The organism is Microbacterium sp. GXF0217 (assembly GCF_054798195.1).
This window is the reverse complement of sequence record NZ_JBSJZG010000010.1, coordinates 16,431-42,971: the sequence shown is the minus strand read 5'-3', so window position 1 is coordinate 42,971 and position 26,541 is coordinate 16,431. Positions and strand designations below refer to the sequence as shown.

General features: G+C 68.4%; 27 protein-coding genes, 1 tRNA gene and 1 rRNA gene. 21 read left to right on the top strand and 8 right to left on the bottom strand.

Going from position 1 to position 26,541, the window contains the following annotated elements:
• Positions 1–72 (top strand): 5S ribosomal RNA (gene rrf, locus ACWAT3_RS16500); the annotation flags it as partial.
• Between the two features lie 160 nt (positions 73–232).
• Here the strand turns inward: rrf and ACWAT3_RS16495 are convergent.
• The gene (locus tag ACWAT3_RS16495; protein ID WP_460800153.1) at positions 233–1,204 is read right to left on the bottom strand and encodes a hypothetical protein; all 972 of its coding nucleotides are present in this window, start codon (positions 1,202–1,204) and stop codon (positions 233–235) included.
• On the opposite strand from ACWAT3_RS16495, the gene ACWAT3_RS16490 reads away from it, so the two are divergent.
• The 17 genes from ACWAT3_RS16490 to ACWAT3_RS16410 all read left to right on the top strand — a co-directional run bounded on the left by ACWAT3_RS16490 (position 1,193) and on the right by ACWAT3_RS16410 (position 17,565).
• Positions 1,193–2,098, top strand: a complete 906-nt coding sequence (locus tag ACWAT3_RS16490) for a hypothetical protein (RefSeq protein WP_460800152.1) — start codon at positions 1,193–1,195, stop codon at positions 2,096–2,098. The two genes, ACWAT3_RS16495 and ACWAT3_RS16490, sit on opposite strands and share 12 nt — an antisense overlap.
• Entirely contained in the window at positions 2,098–3,129 is a 1,032-nt protein-coding gene (locus ACWAT3_RS16485) for an HAD-IIA family hydrolase (RefSeq protein WP_460800151.1), read from the top strand. The genes ACWAT3_RS16490 and ACWAT3_RS16485 overlap by 1 nt, the downstream gene beginning before the upstream one ends.
• A gap of 9 nt (positions 3,130–3,138) precedes the next feature.
• A complete protein-coding gene (locus ACWAT3_RS16480; RefSeq protein WP_460800149.1) occupies positions 3,139–3,315 on the top strand; it encodes a hypothetical protein in 177 nt (58 codons plus the stop codon).
• Positions 3,312–4,109, top strand: a complete 798-nt coding sequence (locus ACWAT3_RS16475; protein WP_460800147.1) for a TlyA family RNA methyltransferase — start codon at positions 3,312–3,314, stop codon at positions 4,107–4,109. Before ACWAT3_RS16480 ends, ACWAT3_RS16475 begins: the two co-directional genes overlap by 4 nt.
• Complete coding sequence (locus tag ACWAT3_RS16470; RefSeq protein ID WP_460800145.1) at positions 4,106–5,026, top strand: NAD kinase; 921 nt, start codon at positions 4,106–4,108, stop codon at positions 5,024–5,026. Before ACWAT3_RS16475 ends, ACWAT3_RS16470 begins: the two co-directional genes overlap by 4 nt.
• Positions 5,023–6,717 carry a DNA repair protein RecN gene (recN, locus tag ACWAT3_RS16465; protein WP_460800144.1) on the top strand — a complete coding sequence of 565 codons (1,695 nt, stop codon included), beginning with the start codon at positions 5,023–5,025 and terminating at the stop codon, positions 6,715–6,717. The genes ACWAT3_RS16470 and recN overlap by 4 nt, the downstream gene beginning before the upstream one ends.
• Positions 6,718–6,731: 14 nt before the next feature.
• Positions 6,732–8,426 carry a CTP synthase gene (locus ACWAT3_RS16460; RefSeq protein ID WP_460800143.1) on the top strand — a complete coding sequence of 565 codons (1,695 nt, stop codon included), beginning with the start codon at positions 6,732–6,734 and terminating at the stop codon, positions 8,424–8,426.
• Position 8,427: 1 nt separating this feature from the next.
• Complete coding sequence (locus tag ACWAT3_RS16455; RefSeq protein WP_460800141.1) at positions 8,428–9,015, top strand: NUDIX domain-containing protein; 588 nt, start codon at positions 8,428–8,430, stop codon at positions 9,013–9,015.
• 2 nt (positions 9,016–9,017) lie between these two features.
• On the top strand, positions 9,018–9,920 hold the full coding sequence (gene xerD / locus ACWAT3_RS16450) for a site-specific tyrosine recombinase XerD (protein WP_460800139.1): 903 nt from the start codon (positions 9,018–9,020) through the stop codon (positions 9,918–9,920).
• A 99-nt stretch (positions 9,921–10,019) separates the two neighbouring features.
• Positions 10,020–10,910 (top strand): ParA family protein, encoded by an 891-nt coding sequence (locus ACWAT3_RS16445; RefSeq protein WP_460800138.1) that lies wholly within the window; start codon positions 10,020–10,022, stop codon positions 10,908–10,910.
• Positions 10,894–11,709, top strand: coding sequence for a segregation and condensation protein A (locus ACWAT3_RS16440; protein ID WP_460800136.1), 816 nt, complete (start codon positions 10,894–10,896; stop codon positions 11,707–11,709). Before ACWAT3_RS16445 ends, ACWAT3_RS16440 begins: the two co-directional genes overlap by 17 nt.
• Positions 11,699–12,304, top strand: coding sequence for an SMC-Scp complex subunit ScpB (gene scpB / locus ACWAT3_RS16435; protein ID WP_460800134.1), 606 nt, complete (start codon positions 11,699–11,701; stop codon positions 12,302–12,304). The genes ACWAT3_RS16440 and scpB overlap by 11 nt, the downstream gene beginning before the upstream one ends.
• A gap of 5 nt (positions 12,305–12,309) precedes the next feature.
• Positions 12,310–13,095, top strand: a complete 786-nt coding sequence (locus ACWAT3_RS16430) for a pseudouridine synthase (protein WP_460800132.1) — start codon at positions 12,310–12,312, stop codon at positions 13,093–13,095.
• Complete coding sequence (locus ACWAT3_RS16425; protein ID WP_460800130.1) at positions 13,092–14,210, top strand: prephenate dehydrogenase; 1,119 nt, start codon at positions 13,092–13,094, stop codon at positions 14,208–14,210. The genes ACWAT3_RS16430 and ACWAT3_RS16425 overlap by 4 nt, the downstream gene beginning before the upstream one ends.
• Positions 14,203–14,889, top strand: coding sequence for a (d)CMP kinase (cmk, locus tag ACWAT3_RS16420; RefSeq protein WP_460800129.1), 687 nt, complete (start codon positions 14,203–14,205; stop codon positions 14,887–14,889). Before ACWAT3_RS16425 ends, cmk begins: the two co-directional genes overlap by 8 nt.
• Positions 14,879–16,402: a ribosome biogenesis GTPase Der gene (gene der / locus ACWAT3_RS16415; RefSeq protein WP_460800127.1), complete on the top strand. Its 1,524-nt coding sequence runs from the start codon at positions 14,879–14,881 to the stop codon at positions 16,400–16,402. Before cmk ends, der begins: the two co-directional genes overlap by 11 nt.
• A gap of 86 nt (positions 16,403–16,488) precedes the next feature.
• Positions 16,489–17,565, top strand: a complete 1,077-nt coding sequence (locus ACWAT3_RS16410) for a Glu/Leu/Phe/Val dehydrogenase family protein (RefSeq protein ID WP_460800126.1) — start codon at positions 16,489–16,491, stop codon at positions 17,563–17,565.
• A gap of 53 nt (positions 17,566–17,618) precedes the next feature.
• Here the strand turns inward: ACWAT3_RS16410 and ACWAT3_RS16405 are convergent, their stop codons facing one another.
• Positions 17,619–19,112 (bottom strand): hypothetical protein, encoded by a 1,494-nt coding sequence (locus tag ACWAT3_RS16405; protein WP_460800124.1) that lies wholly within the window; start codon positions 19,110–19,112, stop codon positions 17,619–17,621.
• Positions 19,113–19,195: 83 nt separating this feature from the next.
• Here ACWAT3_RS16405 and ACWAT3_RS16400 point away from each other — a divergent pair, with 83 nt between their 5' ends.
• Positions 19,196–19,798, top strand: coding sequence for a TetR/AcrR family transcriptional regulator (locus tag ACWAT3_RS16400; RefSeq protein ID WP_460800122.1), 603 nt, complete (start codon positions 19,196–19,198; stop codon positions 19,796–19,798).
• Positions 19,799–19,848: 50 nt separating this feature from the next.
• On the opposite strand, the gene ACWAT3_RS16395 is transcribed toward ACWAT3_RS16400, so the two are convergent.
• The gene (locus ACWAT3_RS16395; protein ID WP_460800120.1) at positions 19,849–20,406 is read right to left on the bottom strand and encodes a phosphorylase family protein; all 558 of its coding nucleotides are present in this window, start codon (positions 20,404–20,406) and stop codon (positions 19,849–19,851) included.
• Positions 20,407–20,483: 77 nt separating this feature from the next.
• On the opposite strand from ACWAT3_RS16395, the gene ACWAT3_RS16390 reads away from it, so the two are divergent.
• Positions 20,484–21,383 carry an NUDIX domain-containing protein gene (locus tag ACWAT3_RS16390; protein ID WP_460800118.1) on the top strand — a complete coding sequence of 300 codons (900 nt, stop codon included), beginning with the start codon at positions 20,484–20,486 and terminating at the stop codon, positions 21,381–21,383.
• 32 nt (positions 21,384–21,415) lie between these two features.
• Here ACWAT3_RS16390 and ACWAT3_RS16385 read toward each other — a convergent pair whose 3' ends face one another.
• From ACWAT3_RS16385 to ACWAT3_RS16375, 3 genes are read right to left on the bottom strand one after another with little or no spacing between them, the layout of a single operon-like run.
• Positions 21,416–21,802, bottom strand: coding sequence for an RNA-binding S4 domain-containing protein (locus ACWAT3_RS16385; RefSeq protein ID WP_460800117.1), 387 nt, complete (start codon positions 21,800–21,802; stop codon positions 21,416–21,418).
• Positions 21,799–22,473 (bottom strand): lysoplasmalogenase family protein, encoded by a 675-nt coding sequence (locus tag ACWAT3_RS16380; RefSeq protein ID WP_460800115.1) that lies wholly within the window; start codon positions 22,471–22,473, stop codon positions 21,799–21,801. Before ACWAT3_RS16380 ends, ACWAT3_RS16385 begins: the two co-directional genes overlap by 4 nt.
• A 55-nt stretch (positions 22,474–22,528) precedes the next feature.
• A complete protein-coding gene (locus ACWAT3_RS16375) occupies positions 22,529–23,107 on the bottom strand; it encodes a GNAT family N-acetyltransferase (protein ID WP_460800113.1) in 579 nt (192 codons plus the stop codon).
• Positions 23,108–23,213: 106 nt separating this feature from the next.
• Here ACWAT3_RS16375 and ACWAT3_RS16370 point away from each other — a divergent pair.
• Positions 23,214–23,290: transfer RNA gene (locus ACWAT3_RS16370), tRNA-Pro, on the top strand.
• A gap of 243 nt (positions 23,291–23,533) precedes the next feature.
• On the opposite strand, the gene ACWAT3_RS16365 is transcribed toward ACWAT3_RS16370, so the two are convergent.
• Together ACWAT3_RS16365 and ACWAT3_RS16360 are read right to left on the bottom strand one after the other, a co-directional pair.
• Positions 23,534–25,480, bottom strand: coding sequence for a hypothetical protein (locus ACWAT3_RS16365; protein WP_460800111.1), 1,947 nt, complete (start codon positions 25,478–25,480; stop codon positions 23,534–23,536).
• Positions 25,477–26,532 carry a tyrosine-type recombinase/integrase gene (locus tag ACWAT3_RS16360; RefSeq protein WP_460800109.1) on the bottom strand — a complete coding sequence of 352 codons (1,056 nt, stop codon included), beginning with the start codon at positions 26,530–26,532 and terminating at the stop codon, positions 25,477–25,479. The genes ACWAT3_RS16365 and ACWAT3_RS16360 overlap by 4 nt, the downstream gene beginning before the upstream one ends.
• Positions 26,533–26,541 lie beyond the last annotated feature (9 nt).

Below are 26,541 nucleotides of genomic sequence, written 5' to 3'. Positions count from 1 at the left end.
CCGGAAGCTAAGCCTCACAGCGCCGATGGTACTGCAGGGGGGACCCTGTGGGAGAGTAGGACACCGCCGGACTTCTTCTGTGAAATGGCCACCCAAGGTTGGGTGGCCATTTTGCGTTAACAGGAAGTTGAAGAGAGCAGGGATCATGCCGGATGAGGAAGAGCGTCGCCCGCGACGCAGCAACGACGACCGTTCCACGAACTCCGGGGGCGGCCGCAACGATCATTCGCGCTCAGATCGCTCCTCTTCTCGACCGACCTATCGTGAGGGCAGCAGCTCGTCGCGTGACCGCGCTCCGCGCCGTGATGGAGATCGCCCCTCGGGCGGTTACCAGCGCCGCGACGCTGCGCCGCGCCGTGACGGCGACCGACCCAGCGGTGGACAGGGCCGCGACGGTGGCTACCAGCGCCGCGACTCGGCTCCTCGTCGTGATGGCGAGCGTCCGTCCGGTAGGTATCAGAACGGTGACCGCCGTGAGGGTGGCTACCCGCGCCGTGACGGAGACCGTCCCGGCGGAGGTCAGGGCCGTGATGGCGGATATCAGCGCCGCGATTCCGCGCCGCGTCGTGACGGAGATCGCCCATCGGGCGGGTACCAAAAGCGTGATGGTGATCGTCGCGAAGGCGGTTACCAGCGTCGCGACGGAGACCGTCCCGGCGGAGGCCAGAGCCGTGATGGCGGGTACCAGCGTCGGGATTCCGCACCGCGTCGTGATGGGGACCGTCCGTCTGCCGGTTACCAACGTCGTGATGGTGACCGTCCTTCCGGTGGGTACCAGAAGCGTGACGGCGACCGTCGTGACGGTGGTGGTTACCAGCGTCGTGATGGCGATCGTCCTTCTGGTGGGTACCAGAAGCGTGACGGCGATCGCCGTGACGGTGGTGGTTACCAGCGTCGTGATGGCGATCGTCCTTCTGGTGGGTACCAGAAGCGTGACGGGGAACGTCCTTCCGGTGGCTACCAGAAGCGTGACGGCGATCGCCGCGAAGGCGGATACAAGCGCCGCGACGACCTTGGTCGCAGCCCACGGCCGACCCGCGGTGGCGCTGAGCGTCCGCGCAGCGACCGCCCCTACGACGACCGTCCGCGTCCCGAGCGGGGTCCTGACATTCCCGACGAGGTCACTGCACGCGATCTCCCGGCGGCCGCGCGCAACGAGCTCAAGACCCTGAGCAAGGAGAATGCCGAGCAGGTGGCTCGTCATCTCGCGATGGCGGCGAAGCTGATCGACGAGGACTCCGTGCTCGCCCACGAGCACGCCCTTGCGGCATCTCGCCGCGCCGGCCGCATCGCGATCGTTCGCGAGACGCTGGGCATCACGGCGTATGCAACCGGCGACTTCGCGCTGGCGCTGCGTGAGCTGCGCACCTTCCGTCGGATCTCCGGCAAGGAAGACCAGATCGCACTCATGGTCGACAGCGAACGTGGTGTCGGTCGCCCCGACCGTGCGCTCGAGGCCGGTCGCGCTGTCGATCGATCGTCTCTGCCGGTCGAGGTCCGCGTCGCGCTGGCGATCGCGATGTCGGGCGCACGACTCGACCGCGGCGAGACCGAACTCGCGCTCGGCGAACTCGAGATCCCCGAACTCGATCCGGACCGTGCATTCAGCTGGAGTCCTGCGCTCTTCGCCGCGCGTGCTGCGGTGCTCGAGGACCTCGGGCGCAATGAAGAGGCCGAGTTCTGGGCGCAGCGCGCCGAGGTCGCCCTCGAAGCGCTCGGGCTCGATGAGGAGGGCGACGAGGAGCTGATCGTCGAGGACAGCCTGATCGAAGGCGAGTTCCCCGAGGAATCGGAGGACGAGTCCGCTGCATCCGAGGATGCCGCGCCGGCAGAGGAACCGTCGGATGACGAGGCTCCGGAGCATGTGTCGGCTGAGGCTGAGACTCTGGTTCGGACTGAGGTCGAGGTCGAGGATGAGACGCCGGTCGAGACTGCAGGCGCGACTGAGACCGAGGGTGACGCTGAGATAGAGACCTCGGATGCTCCCGTCGAGTCCGCTGCTACCGAGCGCGAACTGATCGAGCAGGAGGTCGCCGAGCTCCTCGGCGAGACCGGCGACCACTCCGAGACGAGCGAGGACGAAGAGGGCCGCGCCTGATGGGCCTGTTCGCCAAGAAGCATCCCACTCCTCTCAACGGAATCGATGTCGTGCTGGCCGACCTGGACGGTGTCGTGTACGCCGGTCCTTCTGCGCTTCCGCATGCGGTCGACAGTCTGAACGCGGTCGCCGGCGAGCGGCGCCTCGGCTACATCACGAACAATGCCTCTCGCACCGACGCATCCGTCGCCGAGCACCTCACCGAGCTGGGGCTCACCGTGGCACCCCAAGAGGTCGTCACCAGCCCGCAGGCGGCGATGCGCCTGCTGTCGACCATCGTTCCCGCGCCGGCGACGCTCCTCATCGTGGGTGGCGAGGGACTCGTGGTCGAAGCGGAGAAGGCCGGCTACACCGTCACACGCAGCGCCGCGGATGCGCCGGATGCCGTCGTGCAGGGCTTCGCGCCCGATGTCGCGTGGACAGACCTCGCCGAGGCCGCGTTCGCGCTCAAGGTGCCGGAGGACGAGGGCGGGATTCCCTGGATCGCGACGAACAACGACTGGACGATCCCGCGCGAACGCGGCATCGCCCCCGGCAACGGAACCCTCGTCTCGGCCGTGCACACCGCGGTCGGTCGCCTCGCCACGGTCGCCGGAAAGCCAGAGGTCCCGATCTTCGAAGAGGCGATCGCGCGCTTCGGCGGCCAGCGCACGCTGTTCATCGGCGACCGCCTGGACACCGACATCCTCGGCGCGAACCGTGCGGGGATCGACTCGGTCCTCGTCCTCACGGGCATCGATCGTCCGAAGCACGTGCTCGCCGCACCGGAGGGGTCACGGCCGACCTTCGTGCTGTCGGATCTGCGCGAGCTGCACGAGCCGTACCCGCAGGCCGTTCGCAAGGACGGCGCCGTGACGGTCGGTGACTCGACGGTGCGCGTGAACGGCGGAGACGTCGAGATCCTCGCCGACGGCACGAGCCAGATCGACCTGCTGCGCGCCGGTGCTCTGGCGATCTGGGAATCCGGCACGCCGATCTTCGTCCTGCGGGTGCCAGAGCGCCTCTACGAGGATCCGTTCCATCGGCCGTAGGCTGATGGGGTGAGCGACGACAGCACGGCAGGTCCGACCGACGGTCTCTGGAGCCGCCTGCGCCTGATCGAGGGTCAGCCGCTCGCGGCCCGCGCCGACGCCTATGCGGGCCTGCACGACGAACTGTCGCGCCGGCTCGACTCCGGCGCGCGGATCGACCAGCGCGAGAAGTCGTCGGAACGGTGACGCGCCTGGACGCAGCCCTCGCGGCACGTGGTCTCGCCCGTTCCCGCACGCACGCGGCATCCCTCATCGCGGACGGACTCGTCCAGGTGGCAGGACGCACGGTGATCAAGGCATCCACCGCGGTCGACGACAGCGCGGAGATCACCGTCGCCGGCGCCGACCACTACGTCAGCCGCGCGGCGCACAAGCTGATCGCCGCGCTCGACGGCTTCGACGTCCCCGTCGCCGGGCGCCTCGCTCTCGACATGGGCGCGTCCACCGGCGGGTTCACCCAGGTGCTGCGCGAGCGCGGCGCGGAGCGCGTTCTGGCGGTCGACGTCGGTCACGACCAGCTGGCGCCCGTCATCGCGGCCGACCCCGGCGTCACGGCCGTCGAAGGCTACAACGTTCGGCACATGACGCCCGAGAATCTAGCCGCAGCGACGGGGGAGACCCGCGCCCCTGACCTCATCGTCGGCGACCTGTCCTTCATCTCGCTCGAGCTCGTGTTCGGAGCGGTCGCGCAGGTCGCGGCATCCGCTTCCGATGTGATCCTGCTCATCAAGCCGCAGTTCGAGGTCGGCCGCACCGCTGTGCGCGGCGGCCTCGTCACGAATCCGGTCATCAGGGCGGATGCCGTGGCGCGCACGCTCTGGCGCGCATGGGACGCCGGATTCGGCGTGCACGGAATCCTGCCCTCGCCGCTCCTCGGCACCCACGGCAACGCCGAGTACCTTGTCCACATCGCGCCCGGCCGCGGGGCGTCTCCGGCAGAATGGACGAAGCAGATCGACGAACTGGCTGGAGGACGATGAACGAGCGCTACATCCTGGTCGTCGCGCACGCCGGCCGGGAGGACACGGTCGCTGCAGCTCGTCGAGTCGTCGAATCCCTGCGCGGCGCGGGCGCGCGCCCTGTCCTCGCAGCCGATGACCGCGCAGAGCTGGCCGCTGTCGATCCGGTGTTCTCTGATGTCGAGGTCCTCGGCGACGGCATCGCGGTCGACGACCTCGAACTCGCGATCGTGCTCGGCGGCGACGGGACCATCCTGCGTGCGGCCGAACTGGTCCGCGACAGCGGTGCGCCGGTGCTCGGCATCAACATGGGCCACGTCGGCTTCCTCGCCGAGATCGAGCGCGACGACATGGACGATGCGGTCAGACGCGTCATCGCGCGCGACTACGAGGTCGAGGAGCGCATGGCGCTGGCCGTCCGCGTGAAGGACGTCGCCGGCGATGTCGTCTACGAGACCTGGGCGCTCAACGAGGCGACCGTCGAGAAGGCCAGTCGCGAGCGCATGATCGAGGTCGTCGTCGAGATCGACGGACGTCCCCTCACCAGTTACGGCTGCGACGGAATGGTGATCTCGACGCCCACCGGATCGACCGCCTACAACTTCTCCGCCGGGGGGCCGGTGATCTGGCCCGGCGTCGAGACGATCGCGGTCGTGCCGCTGTCGGCGCACGCGCTGTTCGCCAAGCCCCTCGTCGTCAGCCCACAGGCGTCCGTCGCGATCGAGATGCTCGAGAGCACGAGCGGCACGGGCATCCTGTGGTGCGACGGTCGCCGTTCGCACGAACTGCCCCCTGGCGCGCGCGTGGTCGTGCGCCGCTCGTCGCGACCCGTCCGGCTGGCGCGCCTGCACCCGGCCGCGTTCACCGACCGACTCGTCCGCAAGTTCCGCCTCCCGGTCGCGGGGTGGCGAGGCAACGGCACGGAGGCTCCCGCATGATCGAGGAGATCCGGATGCAGCACCTCGGCGTCATCGCCGACGCCGTGCTGCCGCTCGGCATGGGCTTCACCGCGATCACCGGCGAGACCGGCGCTGGCAAGACGATGGTCGTCACCGGCCTCGGCCTGCTGCTCGGGCAACGCGCCGACTCGGGCGCCGTCCGCGCCGGAGCGGCGCAGGCCTCGGTCGCCGGGGTCTGGGTCGTCCCCGAGCAGGGCGCCGTCGCCGACATCGTGACGGATGCCGGGGGAGAGCTCGAACCCGTCGGAGCTGGCCAGTCCGAGCTGTACGTCTCGCGCACGCTCAGCTCCGAGGGACGCAGCCGCGCGAGTGTCGGCGGGCGTGCGGCCCCCGCTGGCGTTCTGTCCGCCCTGGCCGAGCAGCTCGTCGTCGTCCACGGGCAGTCGGAGCAGCTGCGGCTGAAGTCCGCCGCCGCTCAGCGAAACGCCCTCGATCGCTTCGCCGGCGAACCCGTGTCCGCAGCGCTGCACGCCTACACCGAGGCGTGGGAGACCTGGCGCGCCTCGGATGCCGATCTTCGCGACCTCACCGAGAACCGCGACCGGCGGGCCGAAGAGGCATCGCGCCTGCGCGAAGCACTGGCCCTGATCGAGGCGACGTCGCCGGAGGCAGGCGAGGATGAGGCTCTCGCCGAGCGGGCCGAACGACTCGCGAACGCCGAGGAGCTGAGGCAGGCGGCTGCCCTCGCGCACGGCGCACTCTCCAGCGAGGACGATGAACCCGATGCGGCCGGCCTCGTGGCCGATGCCCGCCGGCTTCTCGAGCGGGTCTCCGACCCCGTGCTGTCCGCCGTCGCCGAGTCGCTCGCCGATGTCGGCTATCGCCTGACGGATCTCGCCGGCCAGCTGGCCGGCTATCTCGCCGACCTGGACGAGGCAGGACCGCACGAGCTGGCAGCCGTGGAAGAGCGCCGCGCGGCACTCGGCGCACTGGTGCGCGCGCACGGCTCGCTCGACGACGCGCTGACGCTCTGGGAGACGGGTTCCGCTCGCCTCGCCGAGCTGGAGGACGACAGCAGCCGCGTCGAACGGCTCGAAGCCGAGCGCACCGCCGCGCGGACGGCGCTCGATGCGGCGGCCGAGGGACTCACCGCTGCGCGCGCGGAGGCCGCTGGACGTCTGGGGGCTGCGGTGTCCGAGGAGCTCCACGCGTTGGCCATGCCCGATGCCAGACTCGAGGTCGCCGTCACGCCTGGCGCGGAGAGCGCTCATGGGCGCGACGACGTCGCGATCCTGCTCGCGCCGCACCCCGGCGCCGAACCCCGCCCCGTCGCACGCGGAGCGTCCGGCGGCGAGCTGTCCCGCGTGATGCTGGCGATCGAGGTCGTGATCGCCGGCACGGATCCGGTTCCGACGTTCGTCTTCGACGAGGTGGATGCCGGCATCGGGGGAGCCGCGGCGATCGAAGTCGGGCGGCGACTCGCCCGACTGTCCGAACGATCTCAAGTCATCGCCGTCACGCATCTCGCCCAGGTCGCGGCCTTCGCCGGAAACCATCTGTCGGTCGTGAAATCCAGCGATGGCGCGGTCACGGCATCCAGTGTGCGCCGTCTGGAGGGCGCAGATCGCGAGGCCGAGATGGCCAGACTCCTGTCCGGATTGACCGATTCGGATGCCGCACTCACCCACGCCCGAGAACTTCTCAGTCTCGGCACCGCCGCTGCCTGTTAGGATAGAAGCCCGTGATGAACTCTTCTTCTGCGGGGCCCAAGAACGACACCACCAAGCACATCTTCGTGACCGGCGGTGTCGTTTCGTCTTTGGGCAAGGGGCTTACCGCCGCAAGCCTCGGCAACCTTCTCACCGCTCGCGGAATGCGTGTCGTCATGCAGAAGCTCGACCCGTATCTGAACGTCGATCCCGGCACGATGAACCCGTTCCAGCACGGTGAGGTCTTCGTGACCGACGACGGTGCGGAGACCGACCTCGACATCGGTCACTACGAACGCTTCCTCGACATCAATCTGTCCGAGGCCGCGAACGTCACCACCGGCCAGATCTACTCGCAGGTGATCGCGCGCGAGCGCCGCGGCGAGTACCTCGGCGACACCGTGCAGGTCATCCCGCACATCACCGACGAGATCAAGCGCCGCATGCGTCTGCAGGCCGACGAATCGCCCAAGCCCGATGTGATCATCACCGAGGTCGGCGGCACGGTCGGCGACATCGAGTCGCAGCCGTTCCTCGAAGCCGCGCGTCAGCTGCGCCACGAGCTCGGCCGCGACAGCGTGTTCTTCGTCCACGTCTCGCTCGTGCCGTTCATGGGGGCGTCGGGGGAGCAGAAGACCAAGCCGACGCAGCACTCTGTGGCTGCTCTGCGCCAGGTCGGCATCCAGCCGGACGCCCTCGTGCTGCGCAGCGACCGGCCGGTGAGCGAGTCGAACCGCAACAAGATCGCTCTCATGTGCGACGTCGACGCCGAAGGCGTCATCAATACGGTCGACCTGCCGAGCATCTACGACATCCCTTCCACGCTCAACGAACAGGGACTCGACTCCTACATCGTGCGTCGTCTCGGGCTCGCCGAGAAGGCGGCCGATGTGGACTGGACGCGCTGGAACAAGGTCCTGCACGCGGTCCACAACCCGAAGCACGAGGTGACCATCGGCCTGGTCGGCAAGTACATCGACCTCCCCGACGCGTACCTGTCCGTCACCGAGGCGCTCAAGGCCGGCGGATTCGCGCAGGAGACCAAGGTCAACATCCGCTGGATCCCCTCCGACCTGTGCGAGACGCCGGAGGGCGCCAAGGAGCAGCTCGGCGCGCTCGACGGCATCTGCGTCCCGGGCGGCTTCGGCATCCGCGGCATCGAGGGCAAGCTCGGCGCGCTGAAGTTCGCGCGCGAGCAGGGCATCCCCACGCTTGGCCTGTGCCTTGGCCTGCAGTGCATGGTCATCGAGTACTCGCGCAACGTCGCGGGCATCGACGGCGCCTCCTCGAGCGAGTTCGACCCGCAGACCCCCGCGCCTGTCATCGCAACCATGGCCGAGCAGGTCGACATCATCGACCGCGGCGACCTGGGCGGCACCATGCGGCTCGGACTCTACCCTGCGCGCCTGGCCGAGGGATCGATCGCCGCCGAGGTGTACGGCTCCACCGAGGTGCAGGAACGCCACAGGCACCGCTACGAGGTCAACAACACGTACCGCGATCGCATCGCCGAGGCGGGCATGCTGTTCTCCGGGCTGAACCCCGAGCTGGACCTCGTCGAGTTCGTCGAGCTGCCGCGGGATGTGCACCCGTACTACATCGCCACGCAGGCGCACCCCGAGCTGCGTTCGCGTCCGACCGCGCCGCACCCGCTGTTCCGGGGCCTCGTGGGCGCCGCCATCGATCGGCACCGCTCGAGTGAGCTCTTCGACGTCGAATCCGAGGCGTGACGTGCACGACGCGTCCGCGCTGAAGGACGAGCCGTTCGCGCCGGAGGTGCTGCAGAGCGACCTCGTCTACAAGGGCTGGGTCTGGGATGTCCGCTCCGACCGCGTCGCCTACGGTGAGGGCGAGATCGTGCGCGAGTACGTCGCCCACACCGGCGCCGTGGCGGTCGTCGCGATCGACGCGGACGGCCGGGTCCTGCTGATCCAGCAGTACCGGCATCCGATCCGGCATCGCGACTGGGAGCTCCCGGCCGGGCTGCTCGATGTGCCCGGCGAGGAGCCTCTGCTCGCCGCGCAGCGCGAGCTCGCCGAGGAGGCCGACCTCGTGGCCGAGAGCTGGGAACCGCTGATCTCGGTGTGGACGACGCCGGGCGGCAACGACGAGATGATCCACGTGTTCCTCGCGACGGGTGTCTCGGCGGCTTCCGAGGCGCACGCGCGCGAGGACGAGGAAGCGGACATCCGCATCGAGTGGGTTCCGCTGTCGGATGCTGTGGACGCGGCGCTCCAGGGGCGCATGCGCAACGGCATCCTGTCGGTCGGCGTGCTCGCAGCCGAGCGACGGCTCCGGGGCGCAGGCACAGGGCAGTAGTCGTGCAGGTCGCACGTGCGGTCGACGCCTATCTCCGGCACGTGTCGATCGAGCGCGGTCTGTCGACGCACACGGCGGCGGCGTACCGTAGGGACCTCGAGAACTACGCGCAGTGGCTCGCGGATGCCGGGATCGACGACACCTCGGCGATCACCGGATCGATCGTGAGCCGCTTCATCGCGGATCGCTCCGCCGCCGTGCCGGCACCGGCGGCGACGAGTCTCGCCCGACTGCAGTCCTCGGTGCGCGGCCTGCACCGCTACCTGGTGCGCGAGGGCGTCGAGCCGGAGGACCCCACCGGGCGTCTTCGCCCGCCCAAGACGCCGCAGCGCCTGCCCAAGGCGCTCACGATCGATCAGGTCGAGCGGCTGCTGGATGCACCGTCGCCGGAAGAACCACTGGGGATCAGGGACCGCGCACTGCTGGAGCTGCTGTACGCCACCGGCGCGCGGGTGTCCGAGGCGATCGGTCTCGACGTCGACGACCTGTCCTACGGCGAGGTGCTGCGGCTGAGGGGGAAGGGCTCCAAGGAACGGATCGTTCCGGTCGGGTCGTATGCGCGTGCCGCGGTCGATGCGTACCTGACCCGGGTGCGCCCGGGACTCGCGGCCAAAGGGCGCGCCACGGCGAAGCTGTTCCTCGGTGCACGGGGGGCGCCGCTGTCGCGGCAGAGCGCCTGGCTGATCATCCGCGCCGCCGCGGATGGCGCAGGGATCACCTCAGAGGTGTCGCCGCACACGCTGCGTCACTCGTTCGCCACGCACCTGCTGCAGGGTGGCGCCGATGTCCGCGTCGTGCAGGAACTGCTCGGGCATGCGTCGGTCGCGACCACGCAGATCTACACCCACGTCTCGGTCGACGCGCTGCGCGACATCTACGCGACATCGCATCCGCGCGCGCGGTAGCCGCTGCGCCAGCCGATTCGGCGGGATCGCCGGGGTCGGGCCGCGTGATCCGCCCGGCGTTGACTAGAATCGAGCGAGCACAAGGGAGCAGGAGAACCGGTGGCTGACAAAGCAGCGAAGTCCAAGGGAAAGACGTCGAAGGCGGACGAACCCCCGATCGGACCCACTGGTCGTCCCTATCACGGCTTCGCGACGCCCGCGCCTCTCGATTCGCACGGACCGGCGCGCATCATCGCGCTCTGCAACCAGAAGGGCGGTGTCGGCAAGACGACGACGTCCATCAACCTCGCGGCCGCTCTCGCCGAGTACGGGCGCAAGGTCCTCGCCATCGACTTCGATCCGCAGGGGGCGCTGTCCGCCGGTCTCGGCATCAACACGCACGACATGCTGACGATCTACGATCTACTGCTGGACACCAAGCGCGACGCGCATGACGCGATCGTGCCGACGTCGGTCGAGGGCCTCGACGTGATCCCCGCGAACATCGACCTGTCGGCGGCGGAGGTCCACCTCGTCAACGAGGTCGCGCGCGAGACGATCCTGTCCCGCGTCCTGCGTCAGGTCGCCGGCGAGTACGACGTCATCCTGATCGACTGCCAGCCGTCGCTCGGCCTGCTGACCGTGAACGCGCTCACCGCGAGCCACGGAGTGCTCATCCCGCTGGAGTGCGAGTTCTTCGCTCTGCGCGGCGTCGCGCTGCTCATCGAGACGATCGACAAGGTGCGCGACCGGCTGAACCCCGCGATCCAGCTCGACGGCCTCCTCGCCACCATGTACGACCCGCGCACCCTGCACTCCCGCGAGGTGCTGGAGCGCGTCGTGGAAGCGTTCGGCGACGACGTCCTCGAGACGGTCATCGGCCGTACCGTGAAGTTCCCGGATGCATCGGTGTCCGGCGTCCCCATCACCGAGTTCGCGCCGGAGCACGCCGCCGCCCAGGCGTACCTGCGGCTGGCGCGGGAGCTGGTCGCCCGTGGCGCCGTCGCCTGACATCGAATCCACGGAGGACTCCGGATTCCGGGTCTCCCTCGGCAACTTCGACGGCCCGTTCGATCTGCTGCTGAACCTCATCTCCAAGCATGAGCTGGACATCACCGAGGTCTCGCTGAGCAGGGTCACCGATGAGTTCATCGCGTACCTGAAGGACCTCGATCCCGAAGAGGAGCTCGACCAGGCATCCGAGTTCCTCGTCGTCGCAGTGACGCTGCTCGACATGAAGGTCGCTGGGCTCCTGCCGCAGGGCGAGCTCGTCGACGCCGAGGCCGTCGCGCTGCTCGAGGCGCGCGACCTGCTGTTCGCGCGCCTGCTGCAGTACCGCGCGTTCAAGGAGGTCTCGGCGTGGTTCGCGCGGAGCCTGCAGCGCGAGGACCGCCGGCACGTCCGCGCGGTGCGCCTCGACGAGAAGCACCGCAGACAGACCCCCGAGCTGGTGTGGACTCTCAGCGCGTCCGACTTCGCCGCTCTGGCACTGCTCGCGTTCGCGCCGAAGGAGATCCCGCACGTCGGACTCGATCACCTGCACGCACCGCTCGTGAGCATCCGCGAGCAGGCCGCGATCGTGGTGACGCTGCTGCGCAACACCGAATCGCTGACGTTCCGCGAGTTGGTCTCCGGAGTGGCCGAGCCGGGCATCGTCGTGGCGCGGTTCATCTCGGTGCTCGAGCTGTACCGGCACGCGGCGCTGTCCTTCGAACAATGGGAACCGCTCGGCGAGCTGACGCTCCGCTGGGCAGCCGACACCTGGTCGGATGAGATGCTCGCGACCCTGGGAGCCGACTATGACCGATGACGTGACCGAATCCGGCTCGCTCCCCGAGCAGTCCGAAGCGGCACCGCTGACCGAGAAGCTCGAGGCGATCCTCCTCATCCTCGAGGAGCCGCTCGGCCTCGTCGCTCTCGCCGCAGCCGTCGGCGCGCCGGTCCCGGCCGTCCGACAGGCGATCGAGACGCTCGTCGACGACTACGACGGTCGGGGCGGCGGTCCGCGGCGCGGCTTCGAGCTCCGCGAGGTCGGCGGCGGCTGGCGGTTGTACGTTCGGGACGACCACGACGGTCTCGTCGCCGAGTTCGTCGGCGGTCAGGCACCGGCGCGGCTCTCGCAGGCGGCGCTCGAGACACTCGCCGTGATCGCCTACAAGCAACCCGTCACGCGCGGCCAGGTCGCGTCCATCAGAGCCGTGAACGTCGACTCCGTCGTGCGCACGCTGCTCGCCCGTGGCCTGATCACCGAACTGTTCGCCGACTCCGAAACAGGGGCGATCAACTACGGCACCACCGAGGCTCTGCTCCAGAACCTCGGCATCAACTCGCTCGACGAGCTCCCCCCGATTTCCCCGCTGCTCGACGACGGGTCGAACGGCTTCGAAGAAAGCAGTATCCGATGACGCCCATGACCGAGCCAGCCGCCGACGGCATCCGACTGCAGAAGGTCCTCGCGAATGCGGGCGTCGCGTCGAGGCGGGTGATCGAGGACTACATCGTCGAGGGACGCATCCGTGTGAACGGCGAGGTCGTCACCGAGCTCGGCCGCCGGATCCACCCCGACACCGACCTGGTCGACGTCGACGGCACGGCAGTGCAGCTCGACGTGTCCAAGCGCTACGTCATGCTGAACAAGCCGGTCGGGGTCGTCAGCACGATGCGCGACGAGAACGGTCGGCCGGACCTGCGCCGCTTCACGAAGGACTACGACGAGAGGCTTTACAACGTCGGACGCCTGGATGCCGAGACGAGCGGCCTCCTCATCCTCACCAACGACGGAGAACTGGCGCACGTGCTCGCGCATCCGTCCTTCGGCGTGACCAAGGTGTACATCGCGAAGGTCGAAGGCGAGGTGACTGCGCAGACGATCGCGAAGCTCACGAAGGGCATCGAGCTGGAAGACGGACCGATCGCGGCCGACAAGGCGCGGCTGCTCGACACGTCCCGCGGATCCAGCCTCGTCGAGCTCACCCTGCACTCCGGGCGCAATCGGATCGTGCGCCGGATGATGGCGGCGGTGGGGCATCCGGTCACCGAGCTGGTGCGCCGGCAGTTCGGCCCGCTCCACCTGGGAACCCTCCCGGCGGGGAAGTCCCGCGAACTGAGTAAAATCGAACTCGGCGCGCTGCTGACTCTGTCGCGCCAGGATTCCCCTGCGGATGCGACGCCGGGAGACGTGCAGGAGACGCAGTGACCGAACAGTTCCGTGGTGCCGTGGTGCCCCCACGGCTGTCGGGGACCGTCCGCATCGTCGGATCCGGTCTGCTCGGTGCGAGCATCGGCCATGCGCTGCGTGCCAAAGGCGTCGATGTCGTCCTCGACGACGCGTCCCCGGCGCAGCTCCGCCTCGCCATCGACTACGGTGCCGGTCGTGAAGCGCGCGACGACGATCGCCCGTCGCTCGTCGTCGTCGCCGTCCCGCCGGATGTCACGGCCGACGTGATCCAGGTCGAGCTCGATCGCTACCAGGATGCCGTCGTCACCGACGTCGCCAGCGTGAAGCTCGAGCCGTTCCGCGCGCTGCAGGAACGCGGCGTCGATCTCACGCGCTACATCGGATCGCACCCGCTCGCCGGGCGCGAACGCGGCGGCGCCATCTCCGCCAGGGCCGACCTGTTCGTCGGCCGCCCGTGGGTGGTGTGCCGCGACGAGGAGACGCGTCCCGCCGATCTCGCGCTCGTCGAGGCGCTCGCACTCGACGTCGGTGCGATGCCGCTGGAGATGACCCCGGAGGAGCACGATCGCTCGGTCGCGCTGACCTCGCACGTGCCGCAGGTCGTGGCGAGCCTGCTCGCCGGACGCTTCACCTCCGCCGACGAGGACGCCCTCCGGCTGGCGGGCCAGGGTGTGCGCGACACCACGCGCATCGCGGCATCTGCTCCGGAGCTGTGGGTCCAGATTCTCGGTGCCAACGCGCAACCGGTGGTCGAGATCCTCGACCAGCTGGCCGACGATCTCCGCGATGTCTCCGATGCGTTGCGGGAGCCGGCAGCACCCGGCGCGCGCCGCGCCGTGGCTGATGCGATTCGCAAGGGCAACGAGGGCGTGGAGCGCCTGCCGGGAAAGCACGGTCAGAACCGACGCTTCGAGCAGCTGGTCGTCATGGTCGACGACACCGCCGGACAGCTCGGTCGACTCTTCGGCGAGCTCGGCGAGCTCGGCGTCAACGTGGAGGACCTGCGCCTGGAGCACTCGCCGGGCGCACAGTTCGGCCTCGCCGAGATCAGCGTCGCTCCGGCCGCGCTGCATGGCGCGATCACCGGATTGCAGGAGCGCGGGTGGCGGATTGCAGGGACGACCAATGACTAGTGCACTCAAGTTCATCGCGATCGACGGCCCGGCAGGCTCGGGCAAGTCCAGCGTCTCCAAAGCGGTGGCCCGCTCACGCGGCTACGGCTACCTCGACACGGGGGCTGCGTACCGTGCGCTCGCGTGGCACGTCCTCGACCGAGACGCCGACACGGCGGATGTCGAGGCTGTGCGCGCCGCGGCATCCGATTTCCCCCTGGTGATCGGGCTCGACCCGGATGACCGCTCCGTGCGCGTCGGCGACGTCGACGTGACCGACGCGATCCGCGAACCGCGCGTCTCCGGTGCGGTCAGCGGCGTCGCGCGCGTTCCCGAGGTGCGCGACCAGGTCAACGAGCTGTTCCGATCGCTCGTCGCCGATGCCGCCTTCGACGCCGTGGTCGTCGAAGGCCGCGACATCACCACCGTCGTCGCCCCTGATGCCCCCGTGCGCATCCTCCTCACCGCTGCCCCCGAGGTGCGCGCCGCACGCCGGGCCGGCGAGCTCGCCGGCGAGAACGCTGCGGCGGTCGCCGATGCGCTGCACCGTCGCGACGCCGCCGACAGCACGGTCGTCGACTTCCTCAACGCCGCGGACGGCGTCGAGGTCGTCGACTCGACCGCCCTCGATTTCCCCCAGACCATCGACGCCGTGCTCGCGGTGATCGACCGAAAGCAAGGAGCGGAACATGCCCGCTGAGGACGAGTACGAAGGCGGCCCTGACCGTCTCGAAGAGAAGATGAACGACCTGGACGAGGTGCTCGCGGAACAGCGGGCTGAGGCGCTGCGCGCCGGCCTCGCCGAGTACGACCTGGACGAGGACGACGCCGCTCTCCTCGCGGGTCTCGCCGGTGAAGAGGGCGGCATCGAGTTCCTGCCCGCGCTGCCGGTCGTGGCGATCGTCGGCCGACCGAACGTCGGCAAGTCCGCGCTCGTGAACCGCATCCTCGGTCGCCGCGAGGCGGTCGTCGAGGACACCCCTGGTGTCACGCGCGACCGGGTGACGTACAAGGCCGAATGGCTGGACCGTCGCTTCTCCGTGGTGGACACCGGCGGGTGGGAGCCGGACGCCAAGGGCATCGACCGCTCCGTCGCCGCACAGTCCGAGATCGCGATCGACCTGTCGGACGTGATCCTCTTCGTCGTCGACGCGAAGGTCGGCGCCACCTCCACAGACGAGCACGTCGTGAAGCTGCTCCGCAAGAGCGGCAAGCCGGTCTTCCTCGTCGCGAACAAGATCGACGACGCTCGCCAGGAGCCCGAAGCCGCCGTGCTGTGGAACCTGGGGCTCGGGGAGCCGTACCCGGTCTCCGCGATCCACGGGCGCGGTGTGGCCGACCTGCTGGACGCCGTGATGAAGAAGCTCCCGAGTGTCTCGGCCGTCGCCAAGGCCGAGATCGGCGGACCGCGCCGCGTCGCGATCCTCGGTCGCCCGAACGTCGGCAAGTCCTCGCTGCTGAACAAGGCGGCGGGGGAGGAGCGCGTGGTCGTCAACGACCTCGCCGGCACCACTCGCGACCCGGTGGACGAGGTCGTCGAACTCGGCGGCAAGCTGTGGCGTCTCGTCGACACCGCCGGCATCCGTCGTCGGGTCCACCTGCAGCAGGGCGCGGACTTCTACGCCTCGCTTCGGACATCGGCCGCGCTGGAGAAGGCGGAGGTCGCCGTCGTCGTGCTGGACGTGTCCGAGTCGATCAGCGAGCAGGACATCCGCATCATCGACCTGGTGCTCGAGTCCGGGCGCTCGCTCGTGCTGGCGTTCAACAAGTGGGATCGCCTGAACGACATCGATCTGGAGAACCAGGATCGTCGCCGCTACCTCGAGCGCGAGATCGAGCAGGACCTCGCGCACGTGGCGTGGGCGCCGCGCGTGAACATCTCGGCGAAGACGGGCCGTCACCTCGACAAGCTCGTGCCTGCGCTCGAGACCGCACTCGAGAACTGGGACCGTCGCATCCCGACCGGCAAGTTCAATGCCTTCCTGTCCGAACTCGTCGCCGAGCACCCGCATCCGCTTCGCGGCGGCAAGCAGCCCCGCATCCTGTTCGGGACGCAGGCGTCGACGCGTCCGCCGACATTCGTGCTGTTCACGACCGGGTTCCTCGACCCGGGCTACCGGCGCTTCATCCAGCGCCGTCTGCGCGAGATCTACGACTTCGAGGGGACGCCGATCGTCATCAACATGCGCGTCAGGGAGCGCCGCCAGCGCTGATCCTCCGGGGCTAGTATGGGCGGTGGATGCCGCAGATCAGCGGCATCCACCGAGCACGCCCACAAGGCCAGCCGAAAGAGGATGCGATGACGCACACCCTGCCCCTGCCCGACTTCACCCACGAGCGCGTGGAGGTGATCACGGGACGGCGCAGCGGTCTGTTCATCGCCGTCGCGTTGCACTCCTCGGCGCTCGGATCTGCCCTCGGCGGTGCCCGTCTGTGGACGTACCCGCACTGGAGCGATGCTCTCGGCGACGCGCTGCGGCTGTCGGCCGCCATGACGCTGAAGAACGCGGCGGCCGGTCTCGACGCCGGCGGCGGCAAGTCCGTCATCGGTCTCTCCGAAGGGACGGTGCTGGATTCCGAGCGTCGTCGTGCCGCGTTCCTCGATCTCGGCGACGCCGTCGAGTCGCTCGGCGGTCTCTACCGCACGGCGGAGGATGTCGGGTCGACGACGGAAGACATGCTCACGGTCAGCGAGCGCACCACGCACGTGGTCGGGCTTCCGGATGCCGTGGGCGGCTCCGGTGAGCCGGCTGGGCCGACGAGCCTGGGCGTCTACGAGTCGCTGCGCACAGTCCTCGAGCGTCTGACCGGGTCGTCGGATGTCGCGGGCCGACGGATCACGATCTCGGGTCTCGGCCAGGTCGGTGGGCGTCTCGCCGTTCGGCTGTCGGCCGAAGGGGCCGTCCTGACGGCGACGGACGTCAACCCGGCGCGTCGCCAGTTGGCGGCGGACCTCGGCATCGCCTGGGTCGAGCCGGGCACTGAGCACCTCGTCCCCGCCGATGTCTTCGTGCCGGCCGGCATCGGCGGACTGCTGACGGATGACGTGATCGAGACGCTCGACGTGCGCGCGGTGTGCGGTCCGGCGAACAACCCGCTCGCGGCGCACGACGGCGCGCAGCGCCTGGCCGACCGCGGCATCCTGTACGCACCCGACTTCGTGGTGAACGCGGGCGGCGTGATCTATCTGGATCTCGAGGCGAAGCACATCGGCACGCGTGCCGAGATCATGGAGCGCGTCTCCGGGATCGGCGACACCGTCCGCGGCATCCTCGACGACGCGGCCGAACGCGGGATCACACCCCTGCAGGCGGCCGAGGAACTCGCCGAAGCGCGTCTGCGCGCGGCACGCACCGCGCAGAGCGTGCTGTCGTAGGCGGGTGCCGGCGCCGTCGCGTCCCTGTGGACGGCGCCGGCAACGCCCGAACGTCAGCCTCGGGAGAGCACAGCAGTCGCATAAGGCGCGAGGGTGAACGTGCCACCGACCATGCGCTCACCGCGCGGCGGGAGATTCCCGGTCGTCACATCGACGGAGCGGAGGGTCGAAGGCTCACTCCAGCTGTCGACCGCGACATCGATGGGTACACCGCGCTTGTTCACGAGCACCACAGTGCGTGACGTGCCGCTCCCCATGAAGGCCTGCGCATAGACTCGCGCATCGGGAAATCCGGGGTACCCGGTCGTGGTCGGTGCAATCGCGTCGCCGAGACGCACGCTCTCCGTCAGGAGCTTCAGCGCGTGGTATCGGGCGTTCGGTTCACCGGTCTGCCAATCGACGAGCGACGTTCCCGGGATCATGCCCGGGTAGCCGTTGAACTCGGCGATACCGAAGAGGTCAGCGCCGATCTCGAGGCTGCGGCCCCAGAGATACGACTGCACCGCCGCGCTGAGTGCCCAGTACTCCGCCGGAATCGAGGGACTCGGATTCATCACGTCCGACGGATAGGTGCCGATCTCGTTCAGCAGCATGCGCGTGTTGGGCGAGAGCCGGTCCACGATCGACCGGATATAGCGCAACTGCTCGATGAACCCCTCGGCCTGCGTAAAGAATGCGGTTTCCCATTGTGCGGCGGGCGGATTCCCCTCCGGGCCGAAGGGGTTCACGATGTCGGGGGACGCGTAGAAGTGCACGGAGAACGCGTCGAGTGGAATGCCCGCGGCGTGATGGGACGGATCGAGGAAGTGCCAGAAGTACTCGGGGTTGTGGTGGACATGGCTGAGCGACAGGCCGACGAACTCCATCTCGGGATCCAGCGTGCGCACGCGCGCTACGACGGCGTCGTAGAGACGGGTATATGTCTCGGGTGACATGCGGCGGTTCAGATCCGGCTCGCACAGCACCTCCCACTGGGCAAACCGGTACCGGTGTCCGGAATCATGGCGGACCCCGAGTTCGTCGACGAAACCACCGGCGATGTACCAACTCGCAATGCGATAGAAGTAGTCGGCGACCTCCGCAAGGCTCTCGTCACGGAATTGCACGCCCTGTTCGTAATCCCAATGGATGTGGTCGCGATCCGGACCGATCTCGATCTGGTCGCCTCCCACGAACATCCAGTGGGGAATGGTGGCGAAGTTCGCCACCACCGGTCGTCCCTCTGCCGCGTTCATGAAATCCTCGACGTACGGGTCGAGTCGCGAGAAGTCCCACGACGTGCTCGTCGCTGTCGGCGCCGACAGTGCTGGCACCGAGACCAGCGGGTTCGAGAACCAGGGGAGGAAGCGCGCGTAGTCGACCTTGAGGTCGCGGAGGGCGCGGAATGCGCGATCATGCGCAGGTGCGTCGCGTTCGAGGGGCGGAGCCGCCCACAGGTGGGTCGTGAGGACCGTCGTGAGTGTACGGGATCGGTCCTCCCAGTCGATCGTGATCGGGATCGCAGGCGCATGCTCCGGCGGTGCAAGCAGCGAGTGGTCTTCGGCCATGGTGCACTCCTTCGGGAATATATACATATGTACAAAACACATGTATAGCACGCTTGTACATGAGCTGCCATAGGATCGAGTTCATGGGACAGCGAGATCAGTTGCTCGAAGGAGCGCGAATCTGCCTCGTGGAGCGCGGGTTCGCACACACCACGGCGCGCGACATCGTCGCCGCGTCGCCTGGCGCCAACCTCGCCTCGATCGGCTATCACTTCGGCTCGAAAGAAGCGCTGATGAACGCCGCGGTGATCCAGCTCATCGAAGGCTGGGGTGATCGCATTGCCGAAGCTGCCGACCACGTCGGCCAGGGAACGCCCGCAGATCGGATGGAACACTTCCTCGCCGCTGTGCTGGCGGCCGATACGGACGAGCGCCGTGTGGTCGCGGCGAGTGTCCAGGCCTATGCGCAAGCCGAGTTCTCGGACGAGGTGCGCGAACAGTATCGCGCCACCTATGAACGCGCGCGAGTGGACCTCGCGGGGATCGCCCTCGGCATCGACCGTGACCGGGTGACCGAATCCGACGCGGCGATGGTCGGATCAGTGTGTCTCGCCCTGCTGAACGGAGCCGTTCTCCAGTGGCTCATCGATCCGTCGGCGAGAGACGGTTTCGAGTCTCTCTCGACGACTCTGGCCGTCCTCGCGCGGCATGCGGGCGGCCACCACACGTTGGAACCTGTGGACTGAACGCCCTCCTCGATCACACGCGTCGCAGGAGTGGTGTCGCTGGTGGCTGATCAGGCGTCGATCTCAGCCTGCAGCCGCTTCCACAGGTCGCGGCTGCAGGCCGCGACAGTGGCTTCCCAAGTCTGGTTCGCTCCGCCCTGGGCGGTGTCGGAGACCGCCTTCCAGATCCGGATCGGGACGCCGAACTGCTGGGCGACCCAGGTGTAGACGTACGCCTCCATGTCGACGAGGTGCCCGCCGAGGGCGTGGATCGCGCGCACGGTGTCCGCATCGTCGACGAAGCTGTCGCCCGTGGCGATGACCACGTCGCCGTCGCCGAGCGTCAGGCTCTGCGGCATCGACACGTGGTGGCCGGCGACGCCGTTGTCGTCGATGACGTCGTACTGGAACGCGCGGTCGATGGAGTGCACACCCGGGGCGATCTCCTGGTCGATCGCCCCGGCGGTCCCGACCACGAGCACCTCGTCGTAGTCGCCGTTGTCGAGCGCGCGGGTCAGGGCGTACGCGGCCTTGATCTTGCCGGGTCCGGTCACCAGGCGTTCGTAGCCGGGCACCTGATCGGGGAAGGCGCTGAGTTCGGAGGCGAGGGCGGCGACGAGAAGCTTCACACGTCAATCTTCGCAGAGGCGTTACGCCGCTGGTCGCGCCGGGTGCCCCGATCGGGATGCTGTGACAGGCTGGACGGGTGACGATCGTTCCTCCGCAGCCAGGCGAACCGCGCAGACCACAGGGTCCGCGAGACCCGGGAGACGCCTGGGTCGTCGCCGACACCGGCGAGCGGTACTGGGGGCGCTTCGGTGCCGCAGGACTGCTCGCGCGGGATGCCGAGCGCGGCGTGCTGTTGCAGCACCGGGTCTCATGGAGCCACTTCGGCGGGACGTGGGGTCTGCCCGGCGGTGCCCTGCACGAAGGCGAGTCGGCGATCGACGGCGCGCAGCGCGAAGCGACCGAGGAAGCGGGCGTGCCGGATGGCGCGCTGGCGCCGCGGTTCACGAGTGTGCTCGACCTCGACATCTGGACCTATACGACCCTGGTCGCCGATGTGGTCACGCCGTTCGAACCGGTGATCAGCGACCCCGAGAGCGTGGCTCTGGAATGGGTGCCGCTGAACGAGGTCGCGGGCCGACCGCTGCATCCGGGCTTCGCGGAGGCGTGGCCGCGGCTGCGCTCTCTGCTCGAGGTGCGGCCGGCCGTCGTCGTGGACGCCGCGAATGTCGTCGGCAGCGTGCCGGACGGATGGTGGCGCGATCGGGCCGGCGCTGCGGCACGGCTGCACGCCGCGCTGATCGGGCTGGCCGTTCCGGCTGCGGATCTCGGTCTCGAGGGAGATGAGTGGTTCCCCGCCGTCAGCTTCGTCGTCGAAGGTCAGGCCAAAGCGTTCGCGCCGGATGCCGAGGACGATGCGCTGCGGGTCGTGCGCGCGCCGGGCGAGGGCGACGATGAGATCGTCGCCGAGGCGTCGCGGCTGATCGACGCAGGGCGTGCGGTCACGGTCGTCACCAGCGATCGCGAACTGCAGGCGCGTGTGGAAAGAGCCGGAGCGCGCGTGCAGGGAGCGGGCTGGCTGCGTGGACTGATCGGCTGAGCGGGGTGGACGGCCCGGGGTCCGTCGGGGCTCTAGTCGTCGCGACCGCGCAGGCGGTCGATGTCTCGTCGCTCTCGCTTGGTCGGGCGCCCGGCACCGCGGTCGCGGACGCCGAGGGCGGCGACGGGATCACGCGGCGGCGTGCGGTCCTCGTAGGCGAGCGCTGCCACGGGCGCTCCGACGCGCTTGACCAGCGTCTGACGGACGACGAGGATGCGGTCGAAGCCGCTGATGCGCACACGCAGCTCGTCACCCGGCTTCACGGTCTGCGCCGCTTTCACCTTGTCGCCGTTGACGCGCACATGCCCGGCGCGGCAGGCGGTGGTCGCGGCTGAGCGCGTCTTGTAGACGCGGATCGCCCACAGCCAGCTGTCGACACGGACCGGCTTCGAGAGCGCCGGGTTGGCGGCATCCGTCATCGTTGGATCTTCCCTTCACGCAGGGTCGTGAGGGCCCCCGCCACGATGAGTCCCTGACCGAGCGCGTACGTCGCCATGACGACCGGGCTGGTCCAGTCCGGCATCGCATCGGGCAGAAAGAGCCGGAACGCGAGGACCGTGTCACTGATGAGGAAGAACACTCCGCCCACCATCACCAGAGGGTGGCAGCGGGTGGCCAGGGCGGCGGTGGCGCCGAGCACGAGTCCGTAGCCGCCGACGGCGATCAGCAGATTCCCGGTGTGCGGTCCGAGGAAGACGATCATCGCCGCCCACCAGGCGGCGTACACGAGCGCCCACCACGGCATCCGTCGGCGACGGAGCACGCGCAGGAACAGCACGATGTACGCGACGTGCGCGATGCCGAAGAAGCCGAGCATGAGGGGGAGTTCCGGCGCTGACGGGAAGAAAGCGCCTGCACCGTCGCCGAGCCACGAGAACAGCAGCGCGGCGAGGAGCAGGATGATCGCGAGGAGCGGGCGGAGCCGGGCCGACACCAGAACCGGGATCGCGAGCAGCGGCATGAGCCAGAGCTTGGTCGGGGGAGCGAGGTCGCTGCCGACGGCGAGGGCACCGACGTGCAGGACGGACATCAGCGCGTAGGGGAGGAACGTCCACCAGATGGTGGGCCGACCGAAGACGCTGCGTTGCATCCTCTCATCGTATGTTCGCTCGCGTGCGGTTGCGCGTCTTTGCGCGGTTCGCGAGTCACAGCTCCAGGGCGACGATCGCGCGCCCTGGCTTGTGTTCGGCCGTCCGGGTGAATCCGGCGGCCAGGAACGTCGACAGCGCGCCGTGGTACAGGTCGTTCGGCGGGACCTTTCCGGCGGACGTGTCGATCGGGTACGCCTCGACCGTGCGCGCTCCGGATGCTCGGGCGAGGTCGACCGCTGACCGCAGCAGCTCGGCGTTCAGGCCGAGCCCGCGGTGCTCCTTGCGGACGACGAAGCAGGTGATCGCCCAGACCGATTCATCATCGAGGGGTTCCGGGGTGCTGGTGACGATCATGCGGGTACGGGCGATGCGCCGCTGGGCGGGACGCGGACCGACGCGCACCCAGCCGGCGGGCGCGCCGTCGACGTACGCGACGAGGCCGGGCGGCGGCGAAGCGTCGACCTCGTCGTGCAGCAGTTCGCGGCGCTCATCGACGGTCGTGCGGTCGAACTCAGCGTTGGTCAGCGTGAACCAGGCGCACTGGCAGCTGCGTCCGTCGCCGCCTCCGGAGAGGGCGTGCTGCACATCGTCCCAGCGTTCGGCCGTGGCGGGTTCAGTGGTGATTGCGGGCATGACGGCACCGTACGCCTCGCCTCCGACACGGACAAGGGATGCTGGTTCGCGAACGCCAGTTCGTGCGGCTAAGATAGGGGAGTTGCCTGCGCGAGAGCGAAGACAACGGGCTGTGGCGCAGCTTGGTAGCGCACTTGACTGGGGGTCAAGGGGTCGCAGGTTCAAATCCTGTCAGCCCGACCATTGGGCTGTTGGCAATACTGATTGCAGAACAGCTAAAGAAAAGGGAAGGGCACCTGCTTCGAGCAGGTGCCCTTCCCTTTTCTGCGTCTGCGAGACCGATTCTGGGTTCAGATGGTCAAGTCCGAACGATTCTGGGGACGAAAACAAGAACGCGCCCGGTTTTCGGGCGCGTTCGATTGTCCTGGTGTAGCGGGGAGCGTGCCGGGTGTGCCGCCGGCGGGCGTCGTCAGTGAACGGAGCCGTTCAGGTGCGCATTGGTGTCAGCGCGAGCTGGTCCCGTTGGTCAGGCGGTGTGTTCGTCGGCGACGAGGCTCGACCGCCTCGAGGGATGCTGAGGTCGCCGTTGCCTGTGGTCTTCGTGTAGCGGTTGGCCCAGACTCGGTCTCGTCGGCGGATGGTGTGGACACGTGGAGTCGTGCGCGCTCGTTCGATCTCTTGGTCGCTGAGGAACGCCGCGATCTTCCGGATGTTGTGGGCCACGATGAGGAGTGTGACTAGGATCTGTGCGGCGGCGATTCCGCGGACGCGGCGGCGACCGGCGGTTTCGATGTCTGCGTCGCCTGATGCCTTGAGCTGATGGTTTCCGGACTCGACAGTGTTGCGGGCGTGGTCGTGAAAGGTCTCCCACTCTTCGGTGCCGTAGTCGAAAGCCTGCTGTGGGGCCTGCATCTCAGTGAGGTCGAACGCGGCCGAGTGCTTCTTGCAGATGGTGTCGAGGAACTCTTCTTCCAGCGTCTCGGGCTCGACCTCGGGGCGGGCCTTCTTGGCCGCGCTGAGCATCATCTCGCGGAGAGGGCAGACGACGGTCGGACTGGGGCCGAGGGCTGGGCAGCGCAGCATTACCTTTCCGTCAGGCGTCTTCGCCTTGTCCTTGACGTGCAGCTGGAAGGCCTTCCGCTCTTCGATGCGGGCTCGATGCGTTGCGACGTCGATCACGTCGCCGAGACGATCCGGCGTGGCGTTCAGCAGGGGCTTTGGCGTGCTCGGGCAGTACGCGTCGCCTTCGACGAACAAGGCGCCGTGCTGGCCACCCTTGACTCCGACGCGGTCGGATCGGTAGTCCGTGGACGGAGTGAACCCGGTCTTCAACGCCGGCTTCAGGAGTCGGAAGGGCTTGGCGTTGGCCCAGTACTGCTTGTCCGCGTCGGCGACACCAGGGGCGAGGTCGAGCATCGCTGCGGCTTCAAGGAGGTGCGCGGCTTCTTCGGCGACCTCCATGTTCGGGATGCTGAGCGACGCGGCGACCACGAGGCTCGGGAACCGCTTTGAGCTGGGCTGTTCGGCATCGACGCGGACGGCCAGGTTCGCCACCCACCCCCAGTCATAGTCCGCCGACTTCCCACGTTCGGGCGAGGTCTGGTCGACCTCGCCCTTCTGGTTGTCGACCCGCTCAGCTCTTCCGCTCTTCACATGCCACCCCGCGAAGGCATCCACGGGCCCCGGCGAGAGCTCGCCGAAGTTGGCTCCCTGCTCAGCCTTGACCTTGCTTTCGAGGTGCTTGCGGCTGTACCCCTTGGTCGTGGGGGTGCCGATGTAGGTCTGGTCGAAGGAGAGATCCAACTGCTTCGAGGCCCGACGCACATCTCGCGACTGGAGCATGAACGTCATGCGAATGAACAGTCGGGTGTACTCGTCCAGACGCGCCTTGTACTTCTCCGCGCGCTCCGCGTCGTGATTGCGAAGGATCTCCTGGATCTGAGTGTGGGTCTTGGCGGTGTAGAGCTCCTGCGGGTACGGGTCCATCAACGCCTTCATCCGGTGGAACGCGCGAATCGTGTTCGTGTACCAGCGCTTCGTTGAGGCGACATGGGTAGCGAAGCTCGTCGGCGTCTCGGGCAGGTCGAGCAGCTCACTGGACTTCGTTGAGAGCCTGTGCTGCAGCACGTACGCGGCCCGCCTGATGTGCAGAGGCGCCCCCTCCTGGGCAAGAAGGAGAAGCGCGGTGAGCAGCGCGCGGTATGAGATCCTCGCGGGTCGGCCGCCCATTCCGTCGCGGTTGGCATCCTCGGCGGCCCAGCGGTCGAGCTGCTCGAGGATGCCGGACTGCCGCACGCGGGTTTCTGCCAAGGTCACAGTGGCGTCGTCGAACTGCTGAAGGTCGCGGCCGCGGCCGAGGACCTCACGCTCGGTGATGCCGCATTCGTCGTTGTCGTCGAAGGCGCGGTAGTAGTCGATGTCGATGGAGGTCATCGGGTGACCTCCGCTCCGACGAGCTGGCCGGTGAAGTCAGCGACATTGAGAACGTTCGCGTGCTCGTAGTACCGAACGAGGGTCGAGTAATGCTCGAAGCCCGCCACCTCGCGAAGAACGGGCAGCGGCACGTGGTTGTTGATGTGGTGCAGCAGCCATGCCGCACGAAGCGCTGCCGGGGTAGGACGGACGGGCGCGGGATGGTCGGTGAGGAAAGACTGGATGATGCGGGGCGGGTACTCGGCGATCCACGGGCCACGGAACACCCGCGCACTGGCATCGACGCGGCCGTCGATGCTACGCAGCAGTACGCGAGCCCAGGCATGCCGCACGGGGACCCGTCGAGCCCTCTTGCCGACAACATCTACGAAGACGACATCACCATCCCTGTGGATATCGCAGACGCGGACCTCGACGATCTCGGCCGCAGTCAGCCCGGCACCGCCGGCCAACCCAAGAAGCGCCTGAGCGTTCTGACGCTTCTTCAAGGTGGTGAGCGAGTTCGCCCAGCTGTGCATCGACGCGATCTGCTTCGTCGTGAACGGCGAGCGGACCATCCCGTGTGGTGCTGCGATGGTAATGAGATCGGCATCGGCGAGCTCGCGGCCGATCTTCACGAGCTGGCGAGACACGCCCCACCGGTGACCCTCGGAGCGGTTCTTGTGAACCGTCGCGAGGAACCGGTCGATGTTGCTCTGGGTGTAGACGCGAGGGATAGTCAGCTCGCTGCCTGTGCGCGCCCAGACCCACATGTGGAAGGAGGCGGACATCGTCATCAGGCGACGGGTCACATCGAACGAGTGCGGCAACATCAATGCGGCGGTCTCGACGGTGAAGGACCGTGTGGCCGCCCAGGCGCCAGCCATCGTCGCGCTGTTCGGGCGGAATTTGACGATGATGGGCGCTGCCAGCTCGGGCAGCTGCGGGTTAGCGGCGAGCAGCTCTGCAGTCTCGGCGACGATGTCGCTGAGTCGGTGGTTTGGATTCATGACCACCCTGTACGCGGCCAGTCGCCAGAGTGTGCGTACGGCGTGTCGCACTTCCCACAGCACGGCGCACCG

Bases quoted from the DNA above. Each gene is read 5' to 3' on its own strand.
- ACWAT3_RS16495 (WP_460800153.1), bottom strand. From the start codon at position 1,204: ATGACGAGCCACCTGCTCGGCATTCTCCTTGCTCAGGGTCTTGAGCTC.
- ACWAT3_RS16400 (WP_460800122.1), top strand. From the start codon at position 19,196: ATGGGACAGCGAGATCAGTTGCTCGAAGGAGCGCGAATCTGCCTCGTG.
- ACWAT3_RS16460 (WP_460800143.1), top strand. From the start codon at position 6,732: ATGAACTCTTCTTCTGCGGGGCCCAAGAACGACACCACCAAGCACATC.
- cmk (WP_460800129.1), top strand. From the start codon at position 14,203: ATGACTAGTGCACTCAAGTTCATCGCGATCGACGGCCCGGCAGGCTCG.
- der (WP_460800127.1), top strand. From the start codon at position 14,879: ATGCCCGCTGAGGACGAGTACGAAGGCGGCCCTGACCGTCTCGAAGAG.
- ACWAT3_RS16375 (WP_460800113.1), bottom strand. From the start codon at position 23,107: ATGCCCGCAATCACCACTGAACCCGCCACGGCCGAACGCTGGGACGAT.
- ACWAT3_RS16405 (WP_460800124.1), bottom strand. From the start codon at position 19,112: ATGGCCGAAGACCACTCGCTGCTTGCACCGCCGGAGCATGCGCCTGCG.
- ACWAT3_RS16380 (WP_460800115.1), bottom strand. From the start codon at position 22,473: ATGCAACGCAGCGTCTTCGGTCGGCCCACCATCTGGTGGACGTTCCTC.
- recN (WP_460800144.1), top strand. From the start codon at position 5,023: ATGATCGAGGAGATCCGGATGCAGCACCTCGGCGTCATCGCCGACGCC.
- ACWAT3_RS16385 (WP_460800117.1), bottom strand. From the start codon at position 21,802: ATGACGGATGCCGCCAACCCGGCGCTCTCGAAGCCGGTCCGTGTCGAC.
- scpB (WP_460800134.1), top strand. From the start codon at position 11,699: ATGACCGATGACGTGACCGAATCCGGCTCGCTCCCCGAGCAGTCCGAA.
- ACWAT3_RS16430 (WP_460800132.1), top strand. From the start codon at position 12,310: ATGACCGAGCCAGCCGCCGACGGCATCCGACTGCAGAAGGTCCTCGCG.
- ACWAT3_RS16365 (WP_460800111.1), bottom strand. From the start codon at position 25,480: ATGACCTCCATCGACATCGACTACTACCGCGCCTTCGACGACAACGAC.
- ACWAT3_RS16410 (WP_460800126.1), top strand. From the start codon at position 16,489: ATGACGCACACCCTGCCCCTGCCCGACTTCACCCACGAGCGCGTGGAG.
- ACWAT3_RS16470 (WP_460800145.1), top strand. From the start codon at position 4,106: ATGAACGAGCGCTACATCCTGGTCGTCGCGCACGCCGGCCGGGAGGAC.
- ACWAT3_RS16485 (WP_460800151.1), top strand. From the start codon at position 2,098: ATGGGCCTGTTCGCCAAGAAGCATCCCACTCCTCTCAACGGAATCGAT.